This window comes from Alteromonas sp. W12, assembly GCF_001924945.1.
Classification (GTDB): Bacteria; Pseudomonadota; Gammaproteobacteria; order Enterobacterales; family Alteromonadaceae; genus Alteromonas; species Alteromonas macleodii.
On sequence record NZ_LQXH01000007.1, the window covers coordinates 531,276 to 550,931 of the forward strand.

Here is a 19,656-nt window from a genome sequence, read left to right on the forward strand (position 1 = left end):
CGTAAAGAAAAGGTCGCAGCCCTTAATAACGAGGGCGCATTATAAGTGCTGCGTATCTCATGTCTATGACAAAGCTTTTATTAGTTATGCCGTTTTAAATACTTAGTTTACTTCATGCGCCTAGGCCCATAGCGCGTTATAGATTTAAAGAAAGCTCGCAATTTCGCTAAGCGACTTTTTTTGCATGGCGTGTGCAGGAATTGTGGCGTTATTCGCCGGATAGCCCGCAATAATAAGCATATAAGCACGCTCGTTATCAGGCCGTTGACAGACTTCGGTTAAAAAGTTCATTGGCTTTGGTGTGTGGGTCAAGGTTGCCAAACCTGCGTTGTGGAGTGAAGTAATAAGCATACCCACTGCGATACCCACCGATTCGTGCACATAGTAGTTTTGGCTTTTTTCGCCCGTTTCTGTCTCTCCAAACTTTTGACTGAATACGGCAATAAGCCAAGGCGCGGTTTCCAGATAGGGTTTACTTGCGTCAGTGCCTAACGGCTTTAGGTCATCTAGCCACTGTTGCCCCGCACGCCCATTATAAAAACCGCGCTCATGCGCTTCAGCCTGTTCGCGTATTTGTTGTTTTACTTCGGGCGACTGAATGGCGGCGAAATGCCAAGGCTGATGATTCGCTCCACTGGGTGCCGTGCCAGCAGTCAAAATACAGTTTTCGATTACCGCTTTATCAACGTGCTTGTCACTAAAGTGACGAATACTGTGGCGGCGCTGCATGGTTTTCAAAAAATCTTCGCTTCGGGAAAGCATTTGCTCTTCAGGGTACTCAATGAAATCACTGAGCGGAGAATGGTCGTGAGGCTGCATTTATAATCTCGTTTTTCTGCTTTTTTACTACTCTATCGTTAGTGACGGGTTATTAAAAATAAAAACGCGCTAACTAGAGCGTGTTATTTACATCGAAATAAAAAATAGCGTAAACAAGTATGCACAATAAAAAAGCGACTCACTCAGGCAAAAGTGAATCGCTTTGGTGCAATTTGTTGGTAGTAGAAAATGCTGTTAGTGGCGTTTGAACGGCGGACGAGTGCCGCGTTTTTGCGTGTCAGTTTGCTCTTCTAGCATTTCAAGTTGGGCAACGTCATACACAGGCATCATTGTTGTCACTCTGCGATACGGTGGCTTACCGCGCATGATGACTTCTTTCACTTCTACGTATTCAATAGCTTCTTGCCCTACTGATTCCAATTGCGCTACATCGTTAACCGATAAGCTTACGATCTTGCGTTTAAATGGCGGCTTTCCTGAATAATCAACTACTTGTACATCAACCGTTTCATCAGTTGATGATGTCATAGCTTGCGCTGCGTTTGCAGAAAAACCAAGTGAAACAGCCGTAATTAATGAACCCAATACATAGCGTAATTTCATGTCGTGTCCTCTCGTTGACATACTTACCTTTCTACATTGTATGAGCGAAAAAGTTCTAAACAATGACGATTGGTGATAGGTGATTCCTATCACCTGATTGGATATAAAGAATTTGAGTAATCAAGAGAATGGAGAGCAGTTGAAAGAGAAGCTACTGCGTTGAAAACGGAGTGTTTAACGTTGGTGCGGAGTAAATGGTTTTGTGCACTATTATGGTGCTGTGGCACCGTCTGGTGTTGTAGAGTTTCGGTAAAATCAATCATTTACCCTTTGGTCTTTATCTTGCTGTTAATCAACACCTATGTAAAGTGTCGACAAAGGGTGTATGTGCGGTGAGTGTAAAATTTAAAATCCCCTTATTTTTTCTGCTAACTTTTTGGTTAGCGTGCACATCTGCCGTGTCAGCGATAGAGCAAAATATTCCTCTTTCACAAAGCAAAGGCGGAACACTGTACCTAGAAGCGACCCTAGAATCGAACATAAAGGCTTCGTTTCTATTAGATACGGGGTCAAGCTTATTAACCCTCAATCAAGCTACGTTCGACGCGCTAACAAAAAATCAAAAGCTTCTTACCACCAGAACCTCTGCTGCCAGAATGGCAAATGGAAAGATCGTTAAAATATCTCAGTATCAATTAAACTCGGTTCGTATAGGAAATACGTGCGAAGTGGGGCCAGTGGAAGTGGCTGTGCTTCCCAAAGGGAACAATATTTTAGGTATTAATACGTTGCTTAGGGTCGCACCTTTAACTATAACACCAGACGCTGTGATTTTAGCCGGGTGTGAATAGCGTGTATGACTCACTTTTGTTTGATTAAACACCAACAAAAAAGCGAACCCGAAGGTTCGCTTTCAAATTTGCTTTTCGCTGGAAGATTAAATTAATCGTCGCACTCGCTAACGTCGCCGCCCATTTGCTCTTTCATTTTTACGCAAGCTTCATAAGCTTTCTTCGCTGCGGCGTCTTTAAATTCGCCTGCTTTCTCAGCCGTTGCGTCATACGCGTCAGAGGCCATTTTCTTGCCATCTTCATATGCGTCTGAAGCCATCTCTTTGCCGTCATCAAAGGCATCAGAAGCCATTTCTTTACCGTCTTCATACGCCTCAGAGGTCGCGTCTTTGGTTTTATCCCAAGAATCTGCAGCACTTTCTTTTGCACTGTCATAGGCATCAGCTGTTGCTTCGCCCGCTTTTTCCATCTCTTTTTTTACTTCGCTTTTTGTCTCTTCGCTAGACTCAGTACAGCCCATTAAAGACAGTAACAGTGCTAACGCCATTGCTTTAGTTTTCATTGTGAAGCTCCTTTTGCTGGGATAGTGGCTTATTTCTAAGCCAGTCAACATGGTGTGGCCGAATAGGCATTGTGAAACCACTTGCTACGTGCCATTTTTTTGGCCATATTCGGCAAGCTGCATATTCGACGAATCCAGTCTAGCCTACTTACCAGGTAAAGTGTAAGTAGACTTTATGAGGAAAAATGAAAGGTTTATAACCAAAAACAAACCTAGCTAAGATTGAACAAAGAAGTTGGATATCCTGTTCTGCAAAGCGTGATGTGGGTTACTCTTCTGGGCCTTGTGTGGTGAATATAAGATGTCGACGCATATCTTTTAACACAACGCCTTTTTTAAGCAGCGCTGCGCTTAATTTTCGCTGCCACTTCTTTAGCTCGGGCTCCGCGTTTGACACCGCTTCTTCATTTTCGAATTGAAAGCGAAGCAGTAACGAGCCGGGGAATTGGTGATACTGAACGTCAAACCAACACTGTTGCATACCATTTAACTCTTCAAGCGCTTGTGCTTCAAGGCTATCGGCTACACTAAAAACCAGTGCTTGCTGTTTGAGTTGAACGGCAGAGAGTTTTTTCATTACAACTGCTTCTCTATAGACACTTCAACGCTCTCGGTGACATCTGCACCTTCAATGGTTAGCCACATTTGCCCATCTTGAATAGTAACCTGTATTTGCATAGAGCGATGAACAGCATTGGCCAAAGTAGCGGCAAGCGACTCTGGCAAAGTAAAAACTGATAAGTTCTTTTTGGTTTGTAGCTTGTTATGTTCTTTCTTCCACCACGCGTCGAAGCTGTTGTCGGCGTAGGAATAAATCATCATTTGTTGGCTTTGATTGCAGCCTTTTTTGATGCGCTGTTCAGAGGGTTGGCCTAACTCAATCCACAGTTCTATTTCATCGCTAAAACTCTTTTGCCATAAATCTGGAACGTCGTCGTCAGACAGTCCTTTGGTAAACTGTAGGCGTTCATGAGCATTAACAATAAACGCAACCACGCGCAGCATCATTCGCTCGTCATTTTCAGAAGGGTGACGGGCAATAGTAAGGTTGTGGTCGTTATAGTAATTGCGATCCATATCCGTTATGGATATGTCAGCTTTAAAAATGGTCGCTTTAAGAGCCATGGTGTTCCTGCTTTGTTCTTAGGAGGCTTGAAGTTAACCCCGTGTGCTATGTAAAAAAGTGGCATAGCAAGTTTTGGCGCTATAGTAGCAGTAAAAAGCAAATTTCGCTGTAGGTGAGTAGCGCCCATTACAAGTATTTGTCGGTTTATTTATTGGAGTGCGAAATTTCTAGTGAAGCTTCTCGGTCATATTGGACATCGCGCAAAGCGCGGATAACCAAAAACTAAACAAACAAAAATGATAACGGAGAGGGTTGATGAAGAGACTAGTGGCTATGGCGATGTTAATGTTCGGCTGTATAGCAGGCGCATCAAATGCGTATGCTTTGGAGCGCGGCACTATTGCAGAAGATGCAGATTCAGTAACGCCGTTGCTTAATGGTCAAGTGGCGCCTAAAACAACGCTTAAAATGGCAGATGGTTCGCCAGTAAGCTTACAAGCGCTTACCATGCAAAAGCCCAGCATTGTACTTTTTTATCGCGGCGGGTGGTGCCCGTATTGTAATGAGCAGCTTGCCCAGCTTAAAGATATTGAAAAAGACTTGGTGGATATGGGCTATCAGATTTTGGCCATTTCACCTGAATCACCAGATCGCTTGCAAGAGCAAAAGCTTGAAACAGAATTCTTGGTTACGCTTTTATCCGACGACAAACTAGACACTATTCGTGAGTTCGGCGTTGGATTCTACCTAGATACTGTGACTGAGTTAAAGTACAAAACCTATGGCATTAACTTAACAAAAGATGAAAGTGGTAATAGTGTTTTACCAGCACCCAGCATCTTCATGCTCAATAAAAAAGGGCAGGTTTTGTTTAGTTATGTTAACCCAGACTTCAAAGTTCGCCCGTCGGCAGACTTAGTGTTAGCGGTTGCGAAAACCCTTAAAAAAGAAATGTAATGCGAATAGCCTTACCAAGGCGTTGTTCTTGGTAAGGCATGCCAAAAGAACTTTATGATATCGAGCACTACATTTCATCGTGTCTAATATTGATTAAGTTAGATTCGCACGTATTTGACTGTCATAACGAGCTGTACTTAACCATTCACCAAGTCACCCTATCTCAAAATATCAAAGTGTAAGGTGTAAGCATTTACACTGAGATCAATGAAGTGATGTGCGCGGCTAGACGTTTAGGTTCAATATAAGTGTCGCCTTTACAGTTGTTCACGACGCTTAATAGCTGAGTAAGTAAGTGTTTATTCGCTACGTTCCGCTGACATATAGCGTGAACGGTATTGAGTTCAAGTGTACTTGCTAACGCGTACACATCTTTCAAATTGCGATTTATTAGAAGCGCGTTTAAAACGCGGTTAGCGGTGTATCGACGCCACGCCATATGAAAGCTGTCGAAATCGCACGTTAAGTCAACAGTTAACGCCACATGAAGCGCCCAAGACAATGGGCGAAAGTGTAAAAGATGTTCGGTTAGTAAGAATATTTCAAGTGCATGGTCAACAAACAGTGACGGCTTTGCAGTATCAGTAAGCTCAATAATGGGGAATAGCCCTTCGGCGGCGAACATAGACTCTACGAATTCAAAGGTGTAATACCCGTTACCATGAAGAGCAAGAAGGCATGTCTCAATTTCATCGAGAAGCGTTTCATCGAGGGTATTAGCAATGTCTTGAAGCGTTAAGTTATCTAAAAACTTCTCAATGTTCGGGTAGAGGGCATTAATTTCAGCCCATTTACTTTGTTTTGAATGACGTAAGGCCCTCTGATATTTGAGAACGTCGTCATGCCGTGTTAAATCGATTTGGGTGTGCAATTCGTTTCTCGAATAAATCCATCCTGCCCAAGCTATCATTGGCGAGTCCGCTAATCCGAGTGCGTGGAGCTCATTGAGCGAAGAACCTAATGAGCATACCGCTTCCACCAAGCCATGGGCTGCCTTTACATCTTTCCCCATAAAATCGGGTTCTTCTTGCATATGTTCGAATGAATACACGCCATTACGCCAGCCTGCTAAATAGCAGCCTTCTATACATTTTCCGCACATGACTGTGCTCCTGTTAGTGTTTTTTGGTGATAATGAAGAGGCCTGTTGCTCTTTGGTGGTTTTTAGCCTGTTGACAAGGCGCACGCCAACGAGCAACTGGCTCGTTGCTACTAAAAATTATGAAAAGTAATCAAGAAAAGCATCGATAGAGTAAAGTTAGATGCCAAGATCGAACTTAAAACAAATTTTGCTTCAAAAAAAGCACTGTTTTGTCCCGCTATAAAAAAGTTATTTTCTGCAAGAGTGCGAGGTTTACAGCGCCAAGTGGTATAGTAGGGCTTACGCCTTAACTCATCGTATTTCCATGATAAATAAAAACTTTCCATTACTTGATTTACATCGTCATTTAGATGGCAATGTGCGTCTGCAGACGATTCTGGAGCTTGGTCAGCAATTTAACATTTGTTTGCCAGCTTATTCGTTAGAGGGCTTGCGACCGCATGTTCAAGTAATGGAGATCGCCCCCGATTTGGTGTCATTTTTAGATAAGCTTACTTGGGGCGTTAAGGTGTTAGGCAGTCTCGACGCCTGCAAACGGGTGGCGATAGAGAATGTAGAAGATGCGGCTAAGCAGGGTATTGACTACACAGAGCTGCGTTTTAGTCCTTATTTTATGGGTGAAAGTCACGGGCTACCAACTCAAGGTGTGGTTGAGGCCGTGATAGACGGTGTAAAAAGCGCAGTTAAAAATCACGATGTTAAAGTTAATCTCATCGGTATTTTGTCGCGTTCTTATGGCGCAAAAGTATGTCAGCATGAGCTAGATTCAATCTTGGCCTGTAAAGCGCATATAACTGCAATTGATTTGGCGGGTGATGAAAAAGGCTTTCCTGGCAACATGTTCATAGAGCACTTTACAAAAGTGCGCCGCGAAGGGCTGCCTATCACAATTCATGCAGGTGAAGCAGTAGGCCCGCAGAGTATTTGGCAAGCCATTAACGACTTAGGTGCTGTGCGAATAGGGCACGGCGTTAATGCTATTAATGATGCTAAGCTAATGGACTATTTGCGCGACAACCGTATTGGTATTGAAAGCTGTTTAACCAGCAACGTATTGACGAACACGGTCACATCATTAACTGAGCACCCGTTAACAACCTTTTTGGATCACGGCATACTCGCCTGTCTGAATACCGACGATCCGGCAGTTCAAGGTGTAGAGCTAGATCACGAATTTTCCGTTGCAGCTAAGCAAGCTGGCCTTATGCCTTCTCATATTAAACAAGCGCAAGAGAATGCGCTTGCAATTGCTTTTTTAAGTGAAAGCGAAAAAGCCGCACTTAAGCGCAAAGTAAATTAATCCGAAAGATAAAAATCGTGCCGTGGTTAAACGGGCAGTAACATTATTTTGATTAATAATGCCACCGGTGGCATTATTGTCGTGATGTGAATATTTTGTTTCTTAAACGTAATCAGTTACGACCATAAATAATGGAGCTTTTATGCTGCGCTTTATACCTGATGTTGACCGTTCTATGAGTAGCTACCCCAGCCGTTTCACACACCGCCGGGCTTTGGGATGGGTGGCGTTTATTGTGACCCTTCTAACTTGTTCCTATGTGTCGGCATCTACTGACGAAGACTGGAAAATTGCTGAACAGATTGTAAATCAGATTCAGCTGCCGAATATTCCAAATGAAAAATTTGTGGTTGATGTGAGTGATACTTCACAAAGCGCAGCGCGAGCGCCAATTCAACGTGTAATTGACATGGCTTCTGCCAGCGGCGGCGGTATTGTTGTTGTGCCCAAAGGAACATGGCAAGTAGACGGTCCTATTCGTCTTAAAAGCAAAGTGAATTTGCACCTAGAGGAGGGCGCTACTCTGCTGTTTTCCGGCGACCCTTCGCACTACCTACCGGTGGTTAAAACCCGTTGGGAGGGTACTGAGGTATTTACCTATTCACCGCTAATTTATGCGCTAAATGTGGAAGATGTGGCCATTACAGGTAAAGGTACTATCGACGGAAATGCCCAATCGGCGTTCATTGGCTGGTATGAGAAACAAAATACAGATATGCATGCGCTTCGTAAAATGGGGTTTGATGGCGTTCCAGTAGAGAAGCGTCAGTTCGGAGAAGGGCATTACTTGCGCCCTCCGCTTATTCAGTTTTTCCACGCCAAGCGAGTGCTGCTTGAAGATTATACTGCCCTGAATTCCCCGTTTTGGGTTAATCATCTGGTTTATACGTCTCATGCTACTGTAAGACGAGTGAAGGTAGAAAGTCACCTGTACAACAACGACGGGTTAGATATTGAGTCGAGCCAGTTTGTGCTTGCTGAAGATAATCACTTTAGAACCGGTGATGACGGTATCGTTATTAAGTCTGGCAGAGACGCAGACGGTCGAAATATAGGTATACCTAGCACAGACATTGTTGCACGAAACAATGATTTAGGCGGGGAAGACGGCATTGGTCTTGGTTCGGAAATGTCTGGCGGCATTAAGCGCGTATTTTTCGAGAACAATGTCTTGCATGAGGGAGACTCAGCATATCGTTTTAAAAGCAACTTAGACAGAGGCGGGCGCGTAGAAATGGTTCGAATTAGAGGCAGTAAAGTGGCTTCGTTTAAGCACTTATTCTGGTTCCAGCTAAACTACCCAAGTAATTTACACGGTAATTTTCCGGCTACCTATACCGACATTATTATTGAAGATTTAACGGTAGAAAATGTAGGAACGGTTTTGGAAATTCACGCTCCAGACGCAGCTCCTGTGCATAACGTTAAGTTTAAAGACATTAAAATCAAGGAAGCAGAAGAAATTCTTATCCTAGAAAATGCCGACGATATTAGCTTTGAAAATGTCACCATAGGTGAGCAAATCTGGAACGGCACGTTTTCTTCGCTGCACATTGAATCTGTTACTCGCTAGAAAACAGGTTAAACACGATAGGTTGTTCGCATTGGTTGTGTATTTTTGATAATTTACTGACGACTCCCTTAAGAGATATAGATTGTGAACCGAAACTTTGCTGTCAAAATACTGCTAATACTAGCGATTGTGTTGCAATCGTTTAATGCAGTGTCAGCTTTGTTAGACGCTCACCAAGTCGATGCACAGCATCTTGAGACGGTTCACGATCATGCCTCTGACACGAAAAGTGTTGCTGAAAATCAAGTTACTGACGTGGGTGATGATGATCACAACATAAACGATTGCCATCACTGTGGACATTGCAGCGGCAGTCATTTTTCTTGGGTTTTAGTAAAAGCCTATTCTCCAAACATAGCTTTTGTTAACTCGGGAAAAATTCTCAAAGAAGGGGCTTCTCCCTTTCGAATAAGTGGTTTCATTTACCGCCCTCCCATTGCTTAACGTTTGAACTAATCGGCCCTATGGCGCCGTGGAAAAAATTTAGTTAAAACAAACGTTGAGATCATTATGAATAACTCTAAAACGGTCGTAGGCGCAGTCCTAACGACATTGTTGTGCGTGCCTGTCAGCCGCGCAACTACAGCGATAGAAAACGACAAGAATATTGATGCACCTATTCAGTACTTCCTAGCACATGAAAATGGCTCGCATCAGCATGAGAAAGCGCACGAGCCTGAGGAAAATCATAAGCCTGAGGTAAGTCATCAATCTGAGGTGAATCAGCACCCTGAGGAAAATCACCAGCCTGAGGAGGTAGTCCTTACTGAGCAGCAAAGGCAACTTGCAGGCGTTCAAACCTCCGTAATAGAACCTCGTATTTATAACCAACTCGTTTACGCGCCGGGTGAAGTAAAAGTAAATGGATACTCAAGCTCATTGGTGTCTCCTCGGACTGATTCGGTAGTGATTAGTCGACACGCGGCTCTTGGGGATGAAGTGGCAAAAGGGCAGGTGCTTGTCACCTTGTTCAGTGAAACCATTGCCCAGTCTCAAGCCGAATTTCTTATTGCTTCATCCAATTACAGTCGGGCAAAAAAGCTAGACAAAAACACCATAAGCGAAAGCGCGTTAGTTGAAGCTGAGAATCGTTACAAAGCGAGCTACGGAGAGCTAATTGCATTTGGACTTACTCCTAACGCGATTTCAAGCATCACTGCTTTAGACGTTGACGCTTTCGGTCAGTATGAGCTTGTCGCCGTGCGTGATGGCGTGGTGTTGCAAGACAACTTCATGCAAGGGCAAAGGGTGTTAGCTGGCGAAACAGTCATGTTGCTGGCAGACGAGAGCGATATTTGGATAGAGGCCAGCTTGCCAGCCACCAGCGCGTTTCCTGTTCAGGTAGGCGATACGGCGCAAGTCATATTTAACGGTGAACATTTTACCGCGCAGGTTATTCAACAGTCGCACATTATCGATCCACTTACCCGCACTCGCACTGTCCGCTTAGCTATACGCAATACCACCCATAGCCTTCATGCCGGTATGTTCGTCGACGTACTGTTTAGTGTGCCCACTCCATCTCCTGTAATGGCAGTACCTGAAACTGCAATGGTGAGAAGTACCGACGAAGACTGGGTTATCTATGTTGAAAACGAAGCGTCGGGGGCATTTACCCCTGTTGAGGTAGAGCGAGGGGAAGCGCTAGGCGAATACCGACGTATAGAGGGCGTAGAAACTGGAACGCGGATTGTTACCCAAGGTGCATTCTTTGTCGCCTCTGAACTAGCGAAAAGCGGATTTGATCCGCACAACCATTAGGAGGCCAATTATGTTTAATCGAATAATAGGTTGGTCGGTAGACAATAGTATTTTAGTGGTTGGGCTGCTGTTAGGCATAATTGCGGGGTCGGCGATGCTTTTGCCATCGCTGAATTTGGACGCTTTCCCTGATGTAACCAATGTTCAGGTAAGCGTGAATACCGAAGCGCCGGGGCTTGCCGCAGAAGAGATTGAGCAACTTATTACCTACCCAATTGAAGCTGTAATGTATGCGTTGCCTGATGTTGAAGAAGTGCGCTCCATCTCTAAAACCGGGCTTTCAGCGGTTACCGTTGTGTTTAAAGAGGGGACCGATATTTACTTTGCCCGTCAGCTTGTTTTCGAGCGGTTGCAAACAGCAAAAGCCTTCATTCCTGAAAACGTAGGAACGCCAGAAATGGGGCCAAATACGTCTGGGCTAGGTCAAATTTATCAATACTCCCTCATTGCAGATGACGGTGCGAAATATGATGCAATGGCGCTGAGAAGCCTTAACGACTGGGTAGTAAAGCTACTGCTTATGCCCGTAGATGGCGTAACGGATGTGCTGTCGTTTGGTGGGGAAGTTCGCCAGTACCAAGTGAACGTAGACCCGTCAAAGTTACTTGCTTATGGGTTATCTCAACAGGACCTTGTTGCAGCGTTGCAACGCAATAACACTAATGTTGGCGGGTGGTATCTTGAACGAGGGCAAGAACAACTTGTTGTGCGTGGAACGGGGTGGTTCGCAAGTGGTGAGCAGGGAATTCACGATATTGAGCAGGTGCCGGTAAAAACGGTAGATGGCGTGGTGGTAACTGTGTCTGATCTTGCTGATGTTAAAACCGGGCCTGAAATACGACAGGGCGCGGTCACACTGTCTCAAAGGGCGTCTGATGGCAAGGTAGAACAGTTTGGTGAAGTGGTAACAGGCATAGTATTAAAACGGATGGGGGCTAACACCAAAGCTACCATTGATGGCATAAATTCAAGAGTTGCGCTTATTAATCAGGCGTTACCTGAAGGGGTACGCTTCACACCTTTTTATGATCAGGCAAACCTGATTGAAAAAGCAATTTCTACCGTAGTGAAGGCATTGACCATCGCCTTCGTTTTTATCACCATCGTTCTCGCCCTTTTCTTAATGAACGTGGGCGCTACGTTTCTTGTGCTCATCACTATTCCAATCGCGATAGCAATGGCGTTGGCCATCATGGCTTTCATGGGGCTGTCTGCAAATTTGATGTCGCTTGGCGGAATAGCTGTGGCTATTGGTATGTTAGTAGACGGTTCCGTTGTGATGGTTGAAAACATCTTTAAGCGATTAAATGCCAACACTTCGAGCTCGCATGAAGATGCCCAATCTTTCAAATCATCTGTAAAACTAGCGGGGAAGGAAGTCGCCAGACCTATCTTTTTCGCGGCATCGATAATTCTAGTGGTCTTTGCTCCTTTGTTTAGTTTTGAGGGAGTAGAAGCCAAGCTTTTTCAGCCTATGGCTATCAGTATTATGCTTGCTGTACTTTGTGCCACTGTCGTTGCGTTGTTCTTCGTTCCTGCCTTAGCTACATTTCTATTTAAGCGAACTAGGAATGTGAAGCCGAGCGCTATGTTGATACCTGTTGAGCGCGCTTATCAACGGTCACTTTCTTTTACGTTACTGCATACCAAGTGGCTAGTGTTAGTGGTTGGTTTGCTTCTGGTTTCCGCTGTTGCCCTTGTGCCAAAAATTGGCACCGAGTTTGTTCCTGAGCTAGAAGAAGGAACAATAAACTTGCGTGTTACCTTGGCACCGTCTTCAAGCCTAGAGACTTCATTAGCGGTAGCCTCAACGTTAGAAGAAAAGCTGTTGGCGTTTCCCGAAGTAACTTATGCGCTAAGTCGTATAGGCCGCGCTGAAATAGGCGGCGACCCAGAACCGGTCAACAACATCGAAATTTACATCGGGTTGAAACCTGTTTCAAAGTGGGAAAGCGCGAGAAATCGTGATGAGCTACAGCAAAAAATGCAGGCTGAATTGTCGCAGTTCCCCGGCCTTCTACTTAACTTTTCTCAGCCTATTGCCACCCGTGTAGACGAACTGCTTTCCGGTGTGAAAGCACAGCTAGCCGTTAAATTATTTGGGCCAGACTTGGCTGTTCTAAGTGCTAAGGGACGAGAAATAGAGAGCGTTATTCAAAACGTAAAAGGAACCAGAGACGTGGCGATGGAACAAATTGTGGGGGAAGCTCAGCTGGTTATTGCTCCTGACAGACAAGCGTTATCACGCTATGGCTTATCGGTGAGTGACATAATGGAAGTGGTACAAGACGGGGTAGGAGGTGTCGCCGCAGGTCAAATCATTAACGGAAATGAACGCTACGATATTTACGTTAGGTTAAAAGAAAGCGCTCGAAAAAGCAGCGACACCATAGCAGATATTCGACTTCAATCGCCCAGTGGTGCCTGGCTTCGTATTGGCGATGTGGCATCGGTATCTTATGAATCCGGGCCTCCGCAAATACGCCGAGATGACGTTCAGCGTCGCGTAGTGGTGCAAGCTAACGTCCAAGGAAGAGATATGGGCAGCGTGGTTCAAGAGATACAAAGCGCCATATCTTCAAGGGTGGATTTGCCCGCGGGGTACACGGTTCAAATAGGCGGGCAGTTTGAGAGCCAACATCGTGCTCAGAATAAATTGTCGCTCATCGTGCCGCTTTCTTTGGTATTGATTGCGGTGCTGCTTTACCTCGCGTTTAATTCCCTGGGTCAAGCGATGCTCATACTGATTAATGTGCCACTTGCCATCATCGGAGGCGTGTTCTCTTTGTATTTATCCGGCCAATATCTGTCAGTACCAAGTTCAGTCGGTTTCATAACACTATTCGGTGTTGCCGTATTGAATGGCGTAGTGATGGTGGAAAGTATTAACCAACGGATGAAAAGGGGGATGACTGTTGAAAGCGCTGTTTTCACTGGTGCTACATCCAGGCTAAGGCCGGTTCTGATGACGGCGGTAACGTCTGCATTAGGGTTGGTGCCCATGTTGATGTCTAATGGCGTCGGCGCTGAAATTCAGCGGCCGCTCGCAAGTGTTATCGTGGGTGGGCTGGTTACTGCAACGCTTTTAACACTCTTTGTGTTACCTGCCTTGTACAGCGTATTTTCGCCGAAACAAGCGGCTAATTAATTGTAGGCGAACCTATTCAGGTTCGCTGGGTTTCAGTTTCGACCAGCTCAACAACAAGGCGTAAATTACTTTGTGTTGATACCGCATTAAATGGGTAGCAGGTAACTAAATAGAGCTGCTGCCCATTTACATCTACTTTCATTGCCGAGGCAGCATCGACTATCGTCTTCGATACAACCCGATAGGTTACCCACTGTGAGTTCGGCAACTGTAATTGCATAATATCTCTGGCTCTCACCTTCTTTAAGAACGTGAAGTGAGTATCTCTATGCCCGCCAATCACACTACCACCCTGTCCGAGTGGGGGCGAGTCGGTGTGGTGTCCAGGGCCAAATGCAAGGGCGTTCCCCTGTGCGCCTTCTAGTACATACAGCTGCGTCTCGCTTTTTGCATGAACCAGCTTGCCCACAGGCCAAGTATCAGACCAACGCCAAGGCTTCTGGTTAGCGCCAGTGGCTAGCGTTTCTTCCCACGAAGATTGAATTAAATATTGCGCCAGTTCAGCTTTCAATAATATCCAGCCAGCTTTGCCAAAACTGGCTGTGGCGATCAAGACTAAGATGATGGTAAAAGAGTATTTAATCATTGTTTGTCCAAGCCATATTAAGTCAAAAAATAAAGAAATGAATTTAAGGTGCTAACCTCGTCCCCCCCTTGTTTCGCAAAAAGGCGATGCTGTGAAAAAGCGACAATAAAAGTATGGCAATCATGCCTAATACGACATGTTCAGATACACCCGCTGCGGTTTGGGGGTAACTGATTTGTCTGAATTGCGTTCCCTGTGGCATTAGGTTTCTTACATTTTCGGTGGAAGACGGTATGCGCTGTGTATTTGCTATTTTTTCTTCAATAGCAACGAAGCTGGTGAACTCTGTTATCAGTTTATGGGGCAGGGCTACAGCAAGAATGTCCTGTTTTACTTCATCTACATTTCGCCCCAACGCTTTTTCATCCATTAACGCCGCCACTTTCTTTCTTGCCCAAGCAGTCGCTACGCCAAGGTTTTGAGTAGAACCTGTCGACGTTGGCGATATCGCTACCGAACGGGTCCACTCGCGAGTAGTGCCCTGCTTGTCTACAAGTGCGCCTTGAAGGGCTATTTTTCCGCTTGTACCGGCGTTATGAGGCAGTTTTACATTCAAAAGTAAAGGAACTCCCGCGTATAAATCAGGGATCTTAGAAGGGTAAATCTCTGCTGACTGTGCATAGCCAGCTGGTAGAGTGAGGCTTAAATCACTCAACACAGGGCTTTCTAATTTATAAAGCAAGCTATCCATTTGCTGTTTAATATCTGCCGTATTGCTAACAAATACATAGCTTCCGCGACCAAACTGAGCGGCTCGGGTCATAAAATAGCTATTAGGCGCGCTGCCTATGCCTACTGTAAAAAGGCGCGCATCACCCAGTTCGTTCTTTATTTGCGAGAACAATGCAGCTTCATTGCCTACCGCACCATCGGTAATAAAGACGACTTGTTTTATATAGTTTTCAGCTGTCGTGCGTTTAAGTGCGGCATTAAGCGCTGGAGCCATTTCAGTGCCGCCCCCTGCATTGAGGTGCTTTACAAAGTCCCTCGCATACTGCTTGTTTCGTGTTGTTCCCTCTACAGAGGTTTCAAACAAACGCGTGGTATCATTGTTAAATGCAACAACATTAAATCGGTCTTTCTCACTCAAGCGGTCTATCGCTAATTGTAAACTCTCTTTTGCGTCGACAATCGGGCGACCTCCCATAGAGCCTGACGTGTCGATAACGAAGGTGATATCGCGATCAAAATCCTGTAAATCTTGGCTCTTAACTTGTGGCGGCATTAGCATAACAAGGGCGTAGTCATGTTGACCTTTCGATTCAGTGAAAATAGCTGCTTGTGGTGCACTAGAGGGCGAGGGCTGCCACTCTAGCCAAATGTCTCGGTCCATTATGATATTGCTTTGATTAAAGGTGACAAGATAATTACCTGTGGATTCTGACCAATTCACACGATGATTTCTGCTAGTGACGCTATTAAGCGTTAAACCAGTATTTAGTGTTGCGTTGAACGTAAGTTGCGGGCCTTCATTGCCTTCTCTCATATAAGGCGTGATAGCTCTGGCATCGGGTACCTGATCTGTGGGTTCTCCCCAACCTGTACCTGATATTTCAGCCTCTATATTCTCGTTAAGCTGATTTAGCGGAATGCCGGGCGAATAGCGAGGAGTGAGCGTAGTAGGCAAGTGAAAAGTAAACTTACCATCGCGGTAGTCTACTTGTTGTACATACTGAAGTGTCACCGTTATTTCCTCACCCGGCGCTATATTCGCGACCTGCTGGGTGAATAAATTTGGGCGTTGTTGCTCTGTTAAACTGGCTTTCTTTCCCGCTTTTTTGGCCGCTTTAAATGCTTCTTTCGCTTCTGCCTTCGGCTTAATTTGCCCCCGGATTACTCTGTCTCCTATAAGCATTTCCATACTGTTAATCGCCGCGTTTTCATTAAGCGGAAAGGTGTAAACGGCATGCTTCCATTCATTACTGGTGTTAGTGAATTTTTGAGAATAGGTAACGTGCGCAATCATGCCATTCACCTGTAAATCCACGTCAGTTGAATGCAATAGGGCGGGGGAAGACTCACCGTCTACGCTTTGCAGCATCAATTCGCCAGACTCAGCGCGACTTAGCGGGCTAACTACTACACCAAGCAAAAAGCAGAGGAAGGAAGTAAGGATCAGCAACCTGTGATTACGCGGCTTGGCTGCACGTTGCTGCTCCCTAAACCAAGGTTTGTGAGTATTGGCAGGCGTTAAATAATCCCGTTTGGGTGTTTTGGAAAATAGCATGGTAGTGGCACTGAGTTAACGAACGGTAACTTCTATTTAAAAAAACAAATAGGGCGTTCATAGGCGAAACAATGGGGCAAGTTTGTGATGAATTGTGTCGTTGTTAATTTAATCAGGCTATTCGTTGAATTGGCGGCGCTTTTAAAGGTGGAAGGTAACACGCCTTGTATTGCTAAATTCCAAAGTAACCGGTTCAGGCAACTAATGCGTCGTTTTAGGCAAGGTTCGCTATCTCCCAACACCTATACTTAATTCATGGTTTGACGAGGTAATCGTTAAGCAGGCAAGAACATCATTTTCACCTAACGACGAGTAGACATTATGAACAAAGTATCATTTCCAAATACCAACGGTTTAAACATTACTATGTCTGGTCTGATAAATTTTCCAGAGAATTTTGATTCAACCAAAACTTACGCAGCCATTGTGGTTTCACATCCAGGCGGTGGCGTTAAAGAGCAAACTGCTGGAACCTACGCAAAAAAACTAGCAGAAAAAGGCTATATCGCTCTTGCGTATGACGCATCGTATCAGGGCGAGAGTGGTGGTGAACCACGCCAACTGGAAAACCCTCATGTTAGAACTGAGGATGTAAGTGCAGCAATTGATTACCTGACAACCTTAGATTACGTCGACAATGAACGTATTGGTGCAATGGGTATTTGTGCGGGCGCTGGCTATACCGCAAACGCTGCCATCAACGATAGACGTATTAAAGCGGTGGGTACGGTAAGCATGGTCAACATTGGCCAAATGTTCCGAAATGGTTGGGACAACAATGTAAAAGACAGTGAGGCATTACCTTACTTAGAAGCGGGCTCTGCATCTAGAACCTCTGATGCCAGCGGTAACGATACAGCGACTATGCCAATGGCGCCTTTAAAAGAAGAAGATGCTCCGAATGAAGAACTTCGCCAAGCGTGGGAATACTACCATACCGATCGCGCAGCATACTGCACAGCGCCAGGATTTGGTACTGCGAGAAGTTTAACGCAGCTTATTAGTTATGACGCCTTTTTTAAGGCAGAAGCTTTCCTTACCCAACCTTTGTTGACGGTGGTTGGAAGCAATGCGGGAAGCAAATGGATGAGTGACGACTTGATGGCGCGTGCTGCAACATCGGATAAAACCATGCATGTCATCGAAGGTGCAAACCACATGGATTTGTACGACGGCGAAGCAGAAATTACAAACGCAATGAGTGCGTTAGAAACCTTCTTTAATCGCACGCTATAAGCAGTTATTCCTAAACAACTTCTGTTGCCGACATTGCATTTGCGATGACGGCGCAAACAATGCTTGAGATAAGGAGCATAAAATGAAAAAGGTCAGTTTTAGAAACTCAGACATGGCATGGGATATTTCAGCCCTTATTCTAACGCCACCCGATTTTGACGAGGCTAAACAATACCCGACAGTCATTAGTGTACATCCATTTGGTAGTTGTAAAGAGCAGACATCAAGCGCTACCTATGGGAAGGCACTTGCAGAAGCAGGCTATGTGGTCATTGCGTTTGACGCAAGTTTTCAAGGGGAGTCTGGAGGTGAACCTCGCTTTGTGGAAGATCCCACCCAACGGGTAGAGGATGTGAGTCGAGTCATTGATTATGCGGTTACCTTGCCTTACGTTGACGCGGAAAAAATTGCAGGCATCGGTGTGTGCGGCGGTGGTGGCTATGTTTTAAATGCTGCTTTAACTGAAAAGCGAATCAAAGCCGTAGTGGGGATCACACCTGTCAACATTGGTCGACTCTTTCGAGAAGGCTTTAGCATGTATAACCCCATTGGTGCGTTAGAGGGTATGGCTGCACAGCGAACGGCAGAAGCCCGAGGCGGTGAGCGACTGGTAAATGAACTGCTCCCTGCAAGTCTCGCTGAAGCCAAAGACAATGGAATGACGGAACGCGATGTTTATGAAGCAACTGAATACTACAAAACCCCGCGAGGCCAACAGCCGGGTGGCGCTACAAGAATGTTGTTTTCTCATGCGCAAAAGACACTGGCGTGGGACGCATTTTCTTTTGCAGAGACCCTTATGACGCAACCCGTAATGGCAGTTATTGGTCAGAAGGTTGGGGCATTTGGTGCCTACCGTGACGGCATGGAAATTTACGGGCGCGCAGCGGCATCTAAAGATCGCCAATTGGTTGAATTAGAAGATTGGTCGCATTACGACCTTTATGATAAAAGTGAACCTGTTGGGCTGGCCATGGCGCAAATTGTACCTTTCTTCAAAGAACATGTAGGTTAGTAACTAACTAAGAATAAGTAATGACAACTTGCGCCCAAGGCATACAGCCGAAGGGCGTAATTATTGTTTAATCCTTTTCTTTTCGAAGTAATACTTGTGGGAGATCGAACGGTGTTTTTTCCAATCAGTGATGCGAAAAAAGCGTTAAGTGAAATGGTGCTGGACTACAGTCGAAAAGAGGGAGACCACGAAACGCCGATATCAGGCCTTACCCTTCACGTAAGAAATGCGCCGACAGAGCCTTTACACTGTATTTATACGCTTAGCCTAGCGGTCGTTTTGCAAGGGGCAAAGCTCCTTTCTTATGAAGACCAGCTCCATCAGTCAACTGCTGGCCAATCTATGCTAACTACCTTTGATTTGCCGGTAATTTCTCATGTGTCAGAGGCGACGAGGCACAACCCCTTTGTAGCGCTGGTTCTGAAGTTAGACTATACCCTCATTCTGCAAGTTTGCGCCGAGCTTAACCTGTCAAAACCGCCAAGAGATATTCGATATCAACCAATATCGACACAAGATGTGGATGAGGGCTTGTACGACGCTCTAGGTCGCCTTATTAAAATGTGTGCCCAGGGAAAGTTTTTGGATAGCCTTTACCCATTGGTTGAAAAAGAAATTGTTATTCGCTTACTTGATGGACCACACGGATTGCACCTTCGCCACCTTGTGTCGTCAGGCGCGCCAAACGCACATATTTTAAAAGTGGTGACGTGGTTAAAACAGAATTTTACTCAGTCAGTGGGAGTGGATGCATTGGCGGACCAAGCCCACATGAGTGCCTCTACTTTCAGGCAGCGCTTTCGAGCACTTACTGGTACCAGCCCTCTGCAATATCAAAAGACACTAAGATTACAAGAAGCAAGGGATCAAATGCTGATGAACGGTTTGGACGCAACACAAGCAAGCTCATTGGTTGGCTATGAAAGTGCATCTCAATTTAGCCGAGAATACAGCAGATTGTTTGGCATGCCGCCTCAAAAAGATATTCAACGTTTACGCACAGCTTAGA

18 protein-coding genes are annotated in these 19,656 nt (G+C 45.2%); 10 read left to right on the forward strand and 8 right to left on the reverse strand.

Features of this window, described 5'->3' with window-relative positions; all coding sequences use genetic code 11:
* Positions 1 to 144: 144 nt before the first annotated feature.
* Both AWH61_RS09875 and AWH61_RS09880 read right to left on the reverse strand, forming a co-directional pair.
* Positions 145 to 819 (reverse strand): nitroreductase family protein, encoded by a 675-nt coding sequence (locus AWH61_RS09875; RefSeq protein WP_075176946.1) that lies wholly within the window; start codon positions 817 to 819, stop codon positions 145 to 147.
* Positions 820 to 1,014: 195 nt separating this feature from the next.
* Entirely contained in the window at positions 1,015 to 1,383 is a 369-nt protein-coding gene (locus AWH61_RS09880; RefSeq protein WP_014977175.1) for a hypothetical protein, read from the reverse strand.
* A gap of 332 nt (positions 1,384 to 1,715) precedes the next feature.
* Between AWH61_RS09880 and AWH61_RS09885 the strand changes: the two genes are divergently transcribed.
* Positions 1,716 to 2,174 (forward strand): retropepsin-like aspartic protease, encoded by a 459-nt coding sequence (locus AWH61_RS09885; RefSeq protein WP_039228099.1) that lies wholly within the window; start codon positions 1,716 to 1,718, stop codon positions 2,172 to 2,174.
* A 91-nt stretch (positions 2,175 to 2,265) separates the two neighbouring features.
* Here the strand turns inward: AWH61_RS09885 and AWH61_RS09890 are convergent, their stop codons facing one another.
* The 3 genes from AWH61_RS09890 to AWH61_RS09900 form a co-directional block, all read right to left on the reverse strand.
* Positions 2,266 to 2,676 (reverse strand): hypothetical protein, encoded by a 411-nt coding sequence (locus tag AWH61_RS09890; RefSeq protein WP_014950334.1) that lies wholly within the window; start codon positions 2,674 to 2,676, stop codon positions 2,266 to 2,268.
* Between the two features lie 268 nt (positions 2,677 to 2,944).
* Entirely contained in the window at positions 2,945 to 3,253 is a 309-nt protein-coding gene (locus AWH61_RS09895) for a hypothetical protein (RefSeq protein ID WP_075176947.1), read from the reverse strand.
* The gene (locus tag AWH61_RS09900) at positions 3,253 to 3,801 is read right to left on the reverse strand and encodes a YaeQ family protein (protein WP_039232321.1); all 549 of its coding nucleotides are present in this window, start codon (positions 3,799 to 3,801) and stop codon (positions 3,253 to 3,255) included. Before AWH61_RS09900 ends, AWH61_RS09895 begins: the two co-directional genes overlap by 1 nt.
* 256 nt (positions 3,802 to 4,057) lie before the next feature.
* Here AWH61_RS09900 and AWH61_RS09905 point away from each other — a divergent pair, with 256 nt between their 5' ends.
* A complete protein-coding gene (locus tag AWH61_RS09905; RefSeq protein ID WP_049587913.1) occupies positions 4,058 to 4,699 on the forward strand; it encodes a peroxiredoxin-like family protein in 642 nt (213 codons plus the stop codon).
* 193 nt (positions 4,700 to 4,892) lie between these two features.
* Here AWH61_RS09905 and AWH61_RS09910 read toward each other — a convergent pair whose 3' ends face one another.
* On the reverse strand, positions 4,893 to 5,801 hold the full coding sequence (locus AWH61_RS09910) for a hypothetical protein (protein ID WP_049587912.1): 909 nt from the start codon (positions 5,799 to 5,801) through the stop codon (positions 4,893 to 4,895).
* 304 nt (positions 5,802 to 6,105) lie between these two features.
* Between AWH61_RS09910 and add the strand changes: the two genes are divergently transcribed.
* The 5 genes from add (at position 6,106) to AWH61_RS09940 (ending at position 13,583) form a co-directional block, all read left to right on the forward strand.
* Complete coding sequence (gene add / locus AWH61_RS09920; RefSeq protein WP_075176949.1) at positions 6,106 to 7,101, forward strand: adenosine deaminase; 996 nt, start codon at positions 6,106 to 6,108, stop codon at positions 7,099 to 7,101.
* A gap of 142 nt (positions 7,102 to 7,243) precedes the next feature.
* Positions 7,244 to 8,674 carry a glycoside hydrolase family 28 protein gene (locus tag AWH61_RS09925; RefSeq protein ID WP_075176950.1) on the forward strand — a complete coding sequence of 477 codons (1,431 nt, stop codon included), beginning with the start codon at positions 7,244 to 7,246 and terminating at the stop codon, positions 8,672 to 8,674.
* Positions 8,675 to 8,758: 84 nt separating this feature from the next.
* Positions 8,759 to 9,118: a hypothetical protein gene (locus tag AWH61_RS09930; RefSeq protein WP_039232334.1), complete on the forward strand. Its 360-nt coding sequence runs from the start codon at positions 8,759 to 8,761 to the stop codon at positions 9,116 to 9,118.
* A gap of 66 nt (positions 9,119 to 9,184) precedes the next feature.
* Entirely contained in the window at positions 9,185 to 10,435 is a 1,251-nt protein-coding gene (locus AWH61_RS09935) for an efflux RND transporter periplasmic adaptor subunit (RefSeq protein ID WP_075176951.1), read from the forward strand.
* 10 nt (positions 10,436 to 10,445) lie between these two features.
* On the forward strand, positions 10,446 to 13,583 hold the full coding sequence (locus AWH61_RS09940; RefSeq protein WP_075176952.1) for an efflux RND transporter permease subunit: 3,138 nt from the start codon (positions 10,446 to 10,448) through the stop codon (positions 13,581 to 13,583).
* Between the two features lie 16 nt (positions 13,584 to 13,599).
* Here AWH61_RS09940 and AWH61_RS09945 read toward each other — a convergent pair whose 3' ends face one another.
* A complete protein-coding gene (locus AWH61_RS09945) occupies positions 13,600 to 14,169 on the reverse strand; it encodes a class GN sortase (RefSeq protein WP_014950323.1) in 570 nt (189 codons plus the stop codon).
* A 43-nt stretch (positions 14,170 to 14,212) separates the two neighbouring features.
* On the reverse strand, positions 14,213 to 16,396 hold the full coding sequence (locus AWH61_RS09950; RefSeq protein WP_075176953.1) for a marine proteobacterial sortase target protein: 2,184 nt from the start codon (positions 16,394 to 16,396) through the stop codon (positions 14,213 to 14,215).
* 321 nt (positions 16,397 to 16,717) lie between these two features.
* On the opposite strand from AWH61_RS09950, the gene AWH61_RS09955 reads away from it, so the two are divergent.
* The 3 genes from AWH61_RS09955 (at position 16,718) to AWH61_RS09965 (ending at position 19,655) form a co-directional block, all read left to right on the forward strand.
* Positions 16,718 to 17,632: an alpha/beta hydrolase gene (locus tag AWH61_RS09955; protein ID WP_075176954.1), complete on the forward strand. Its 915-nt coding sequence runs from the start codon at positions 16,718 to 16,720 to the stop codon at positions 17,630 to 17,632.
* A gap of 82 nt (positions 17,633 to 17,714) precedes the next feature.
* Positions 17,715 to 18,647: an alpha/beta hydrolase gene (locus AWH61_RS09960; protein WP_075176955.1), complete on the forward strand. Its 933-nt coding sequence runs from the start codon at positions 17,715 to 17,717 to the stop codon at positions 18,645 to 18,647.
* A 111-nt stretch (positions 18,648 to 18,758) separates the two neighbouring features.
* On the forward strand, positions 18,759 to 19,655 hold the full coding sequence (locus AWH61_RS09965) for an AraC family transcriptional regulator (RefSeq protein WP_249922629.1): 897 nt from the start codon (positions 18,759 to 18,761) through the stop codon (positions 19,653 to 19,655).
* The last annotated feature ends 1 nt before the right edge of the window (position 19,656 follow it).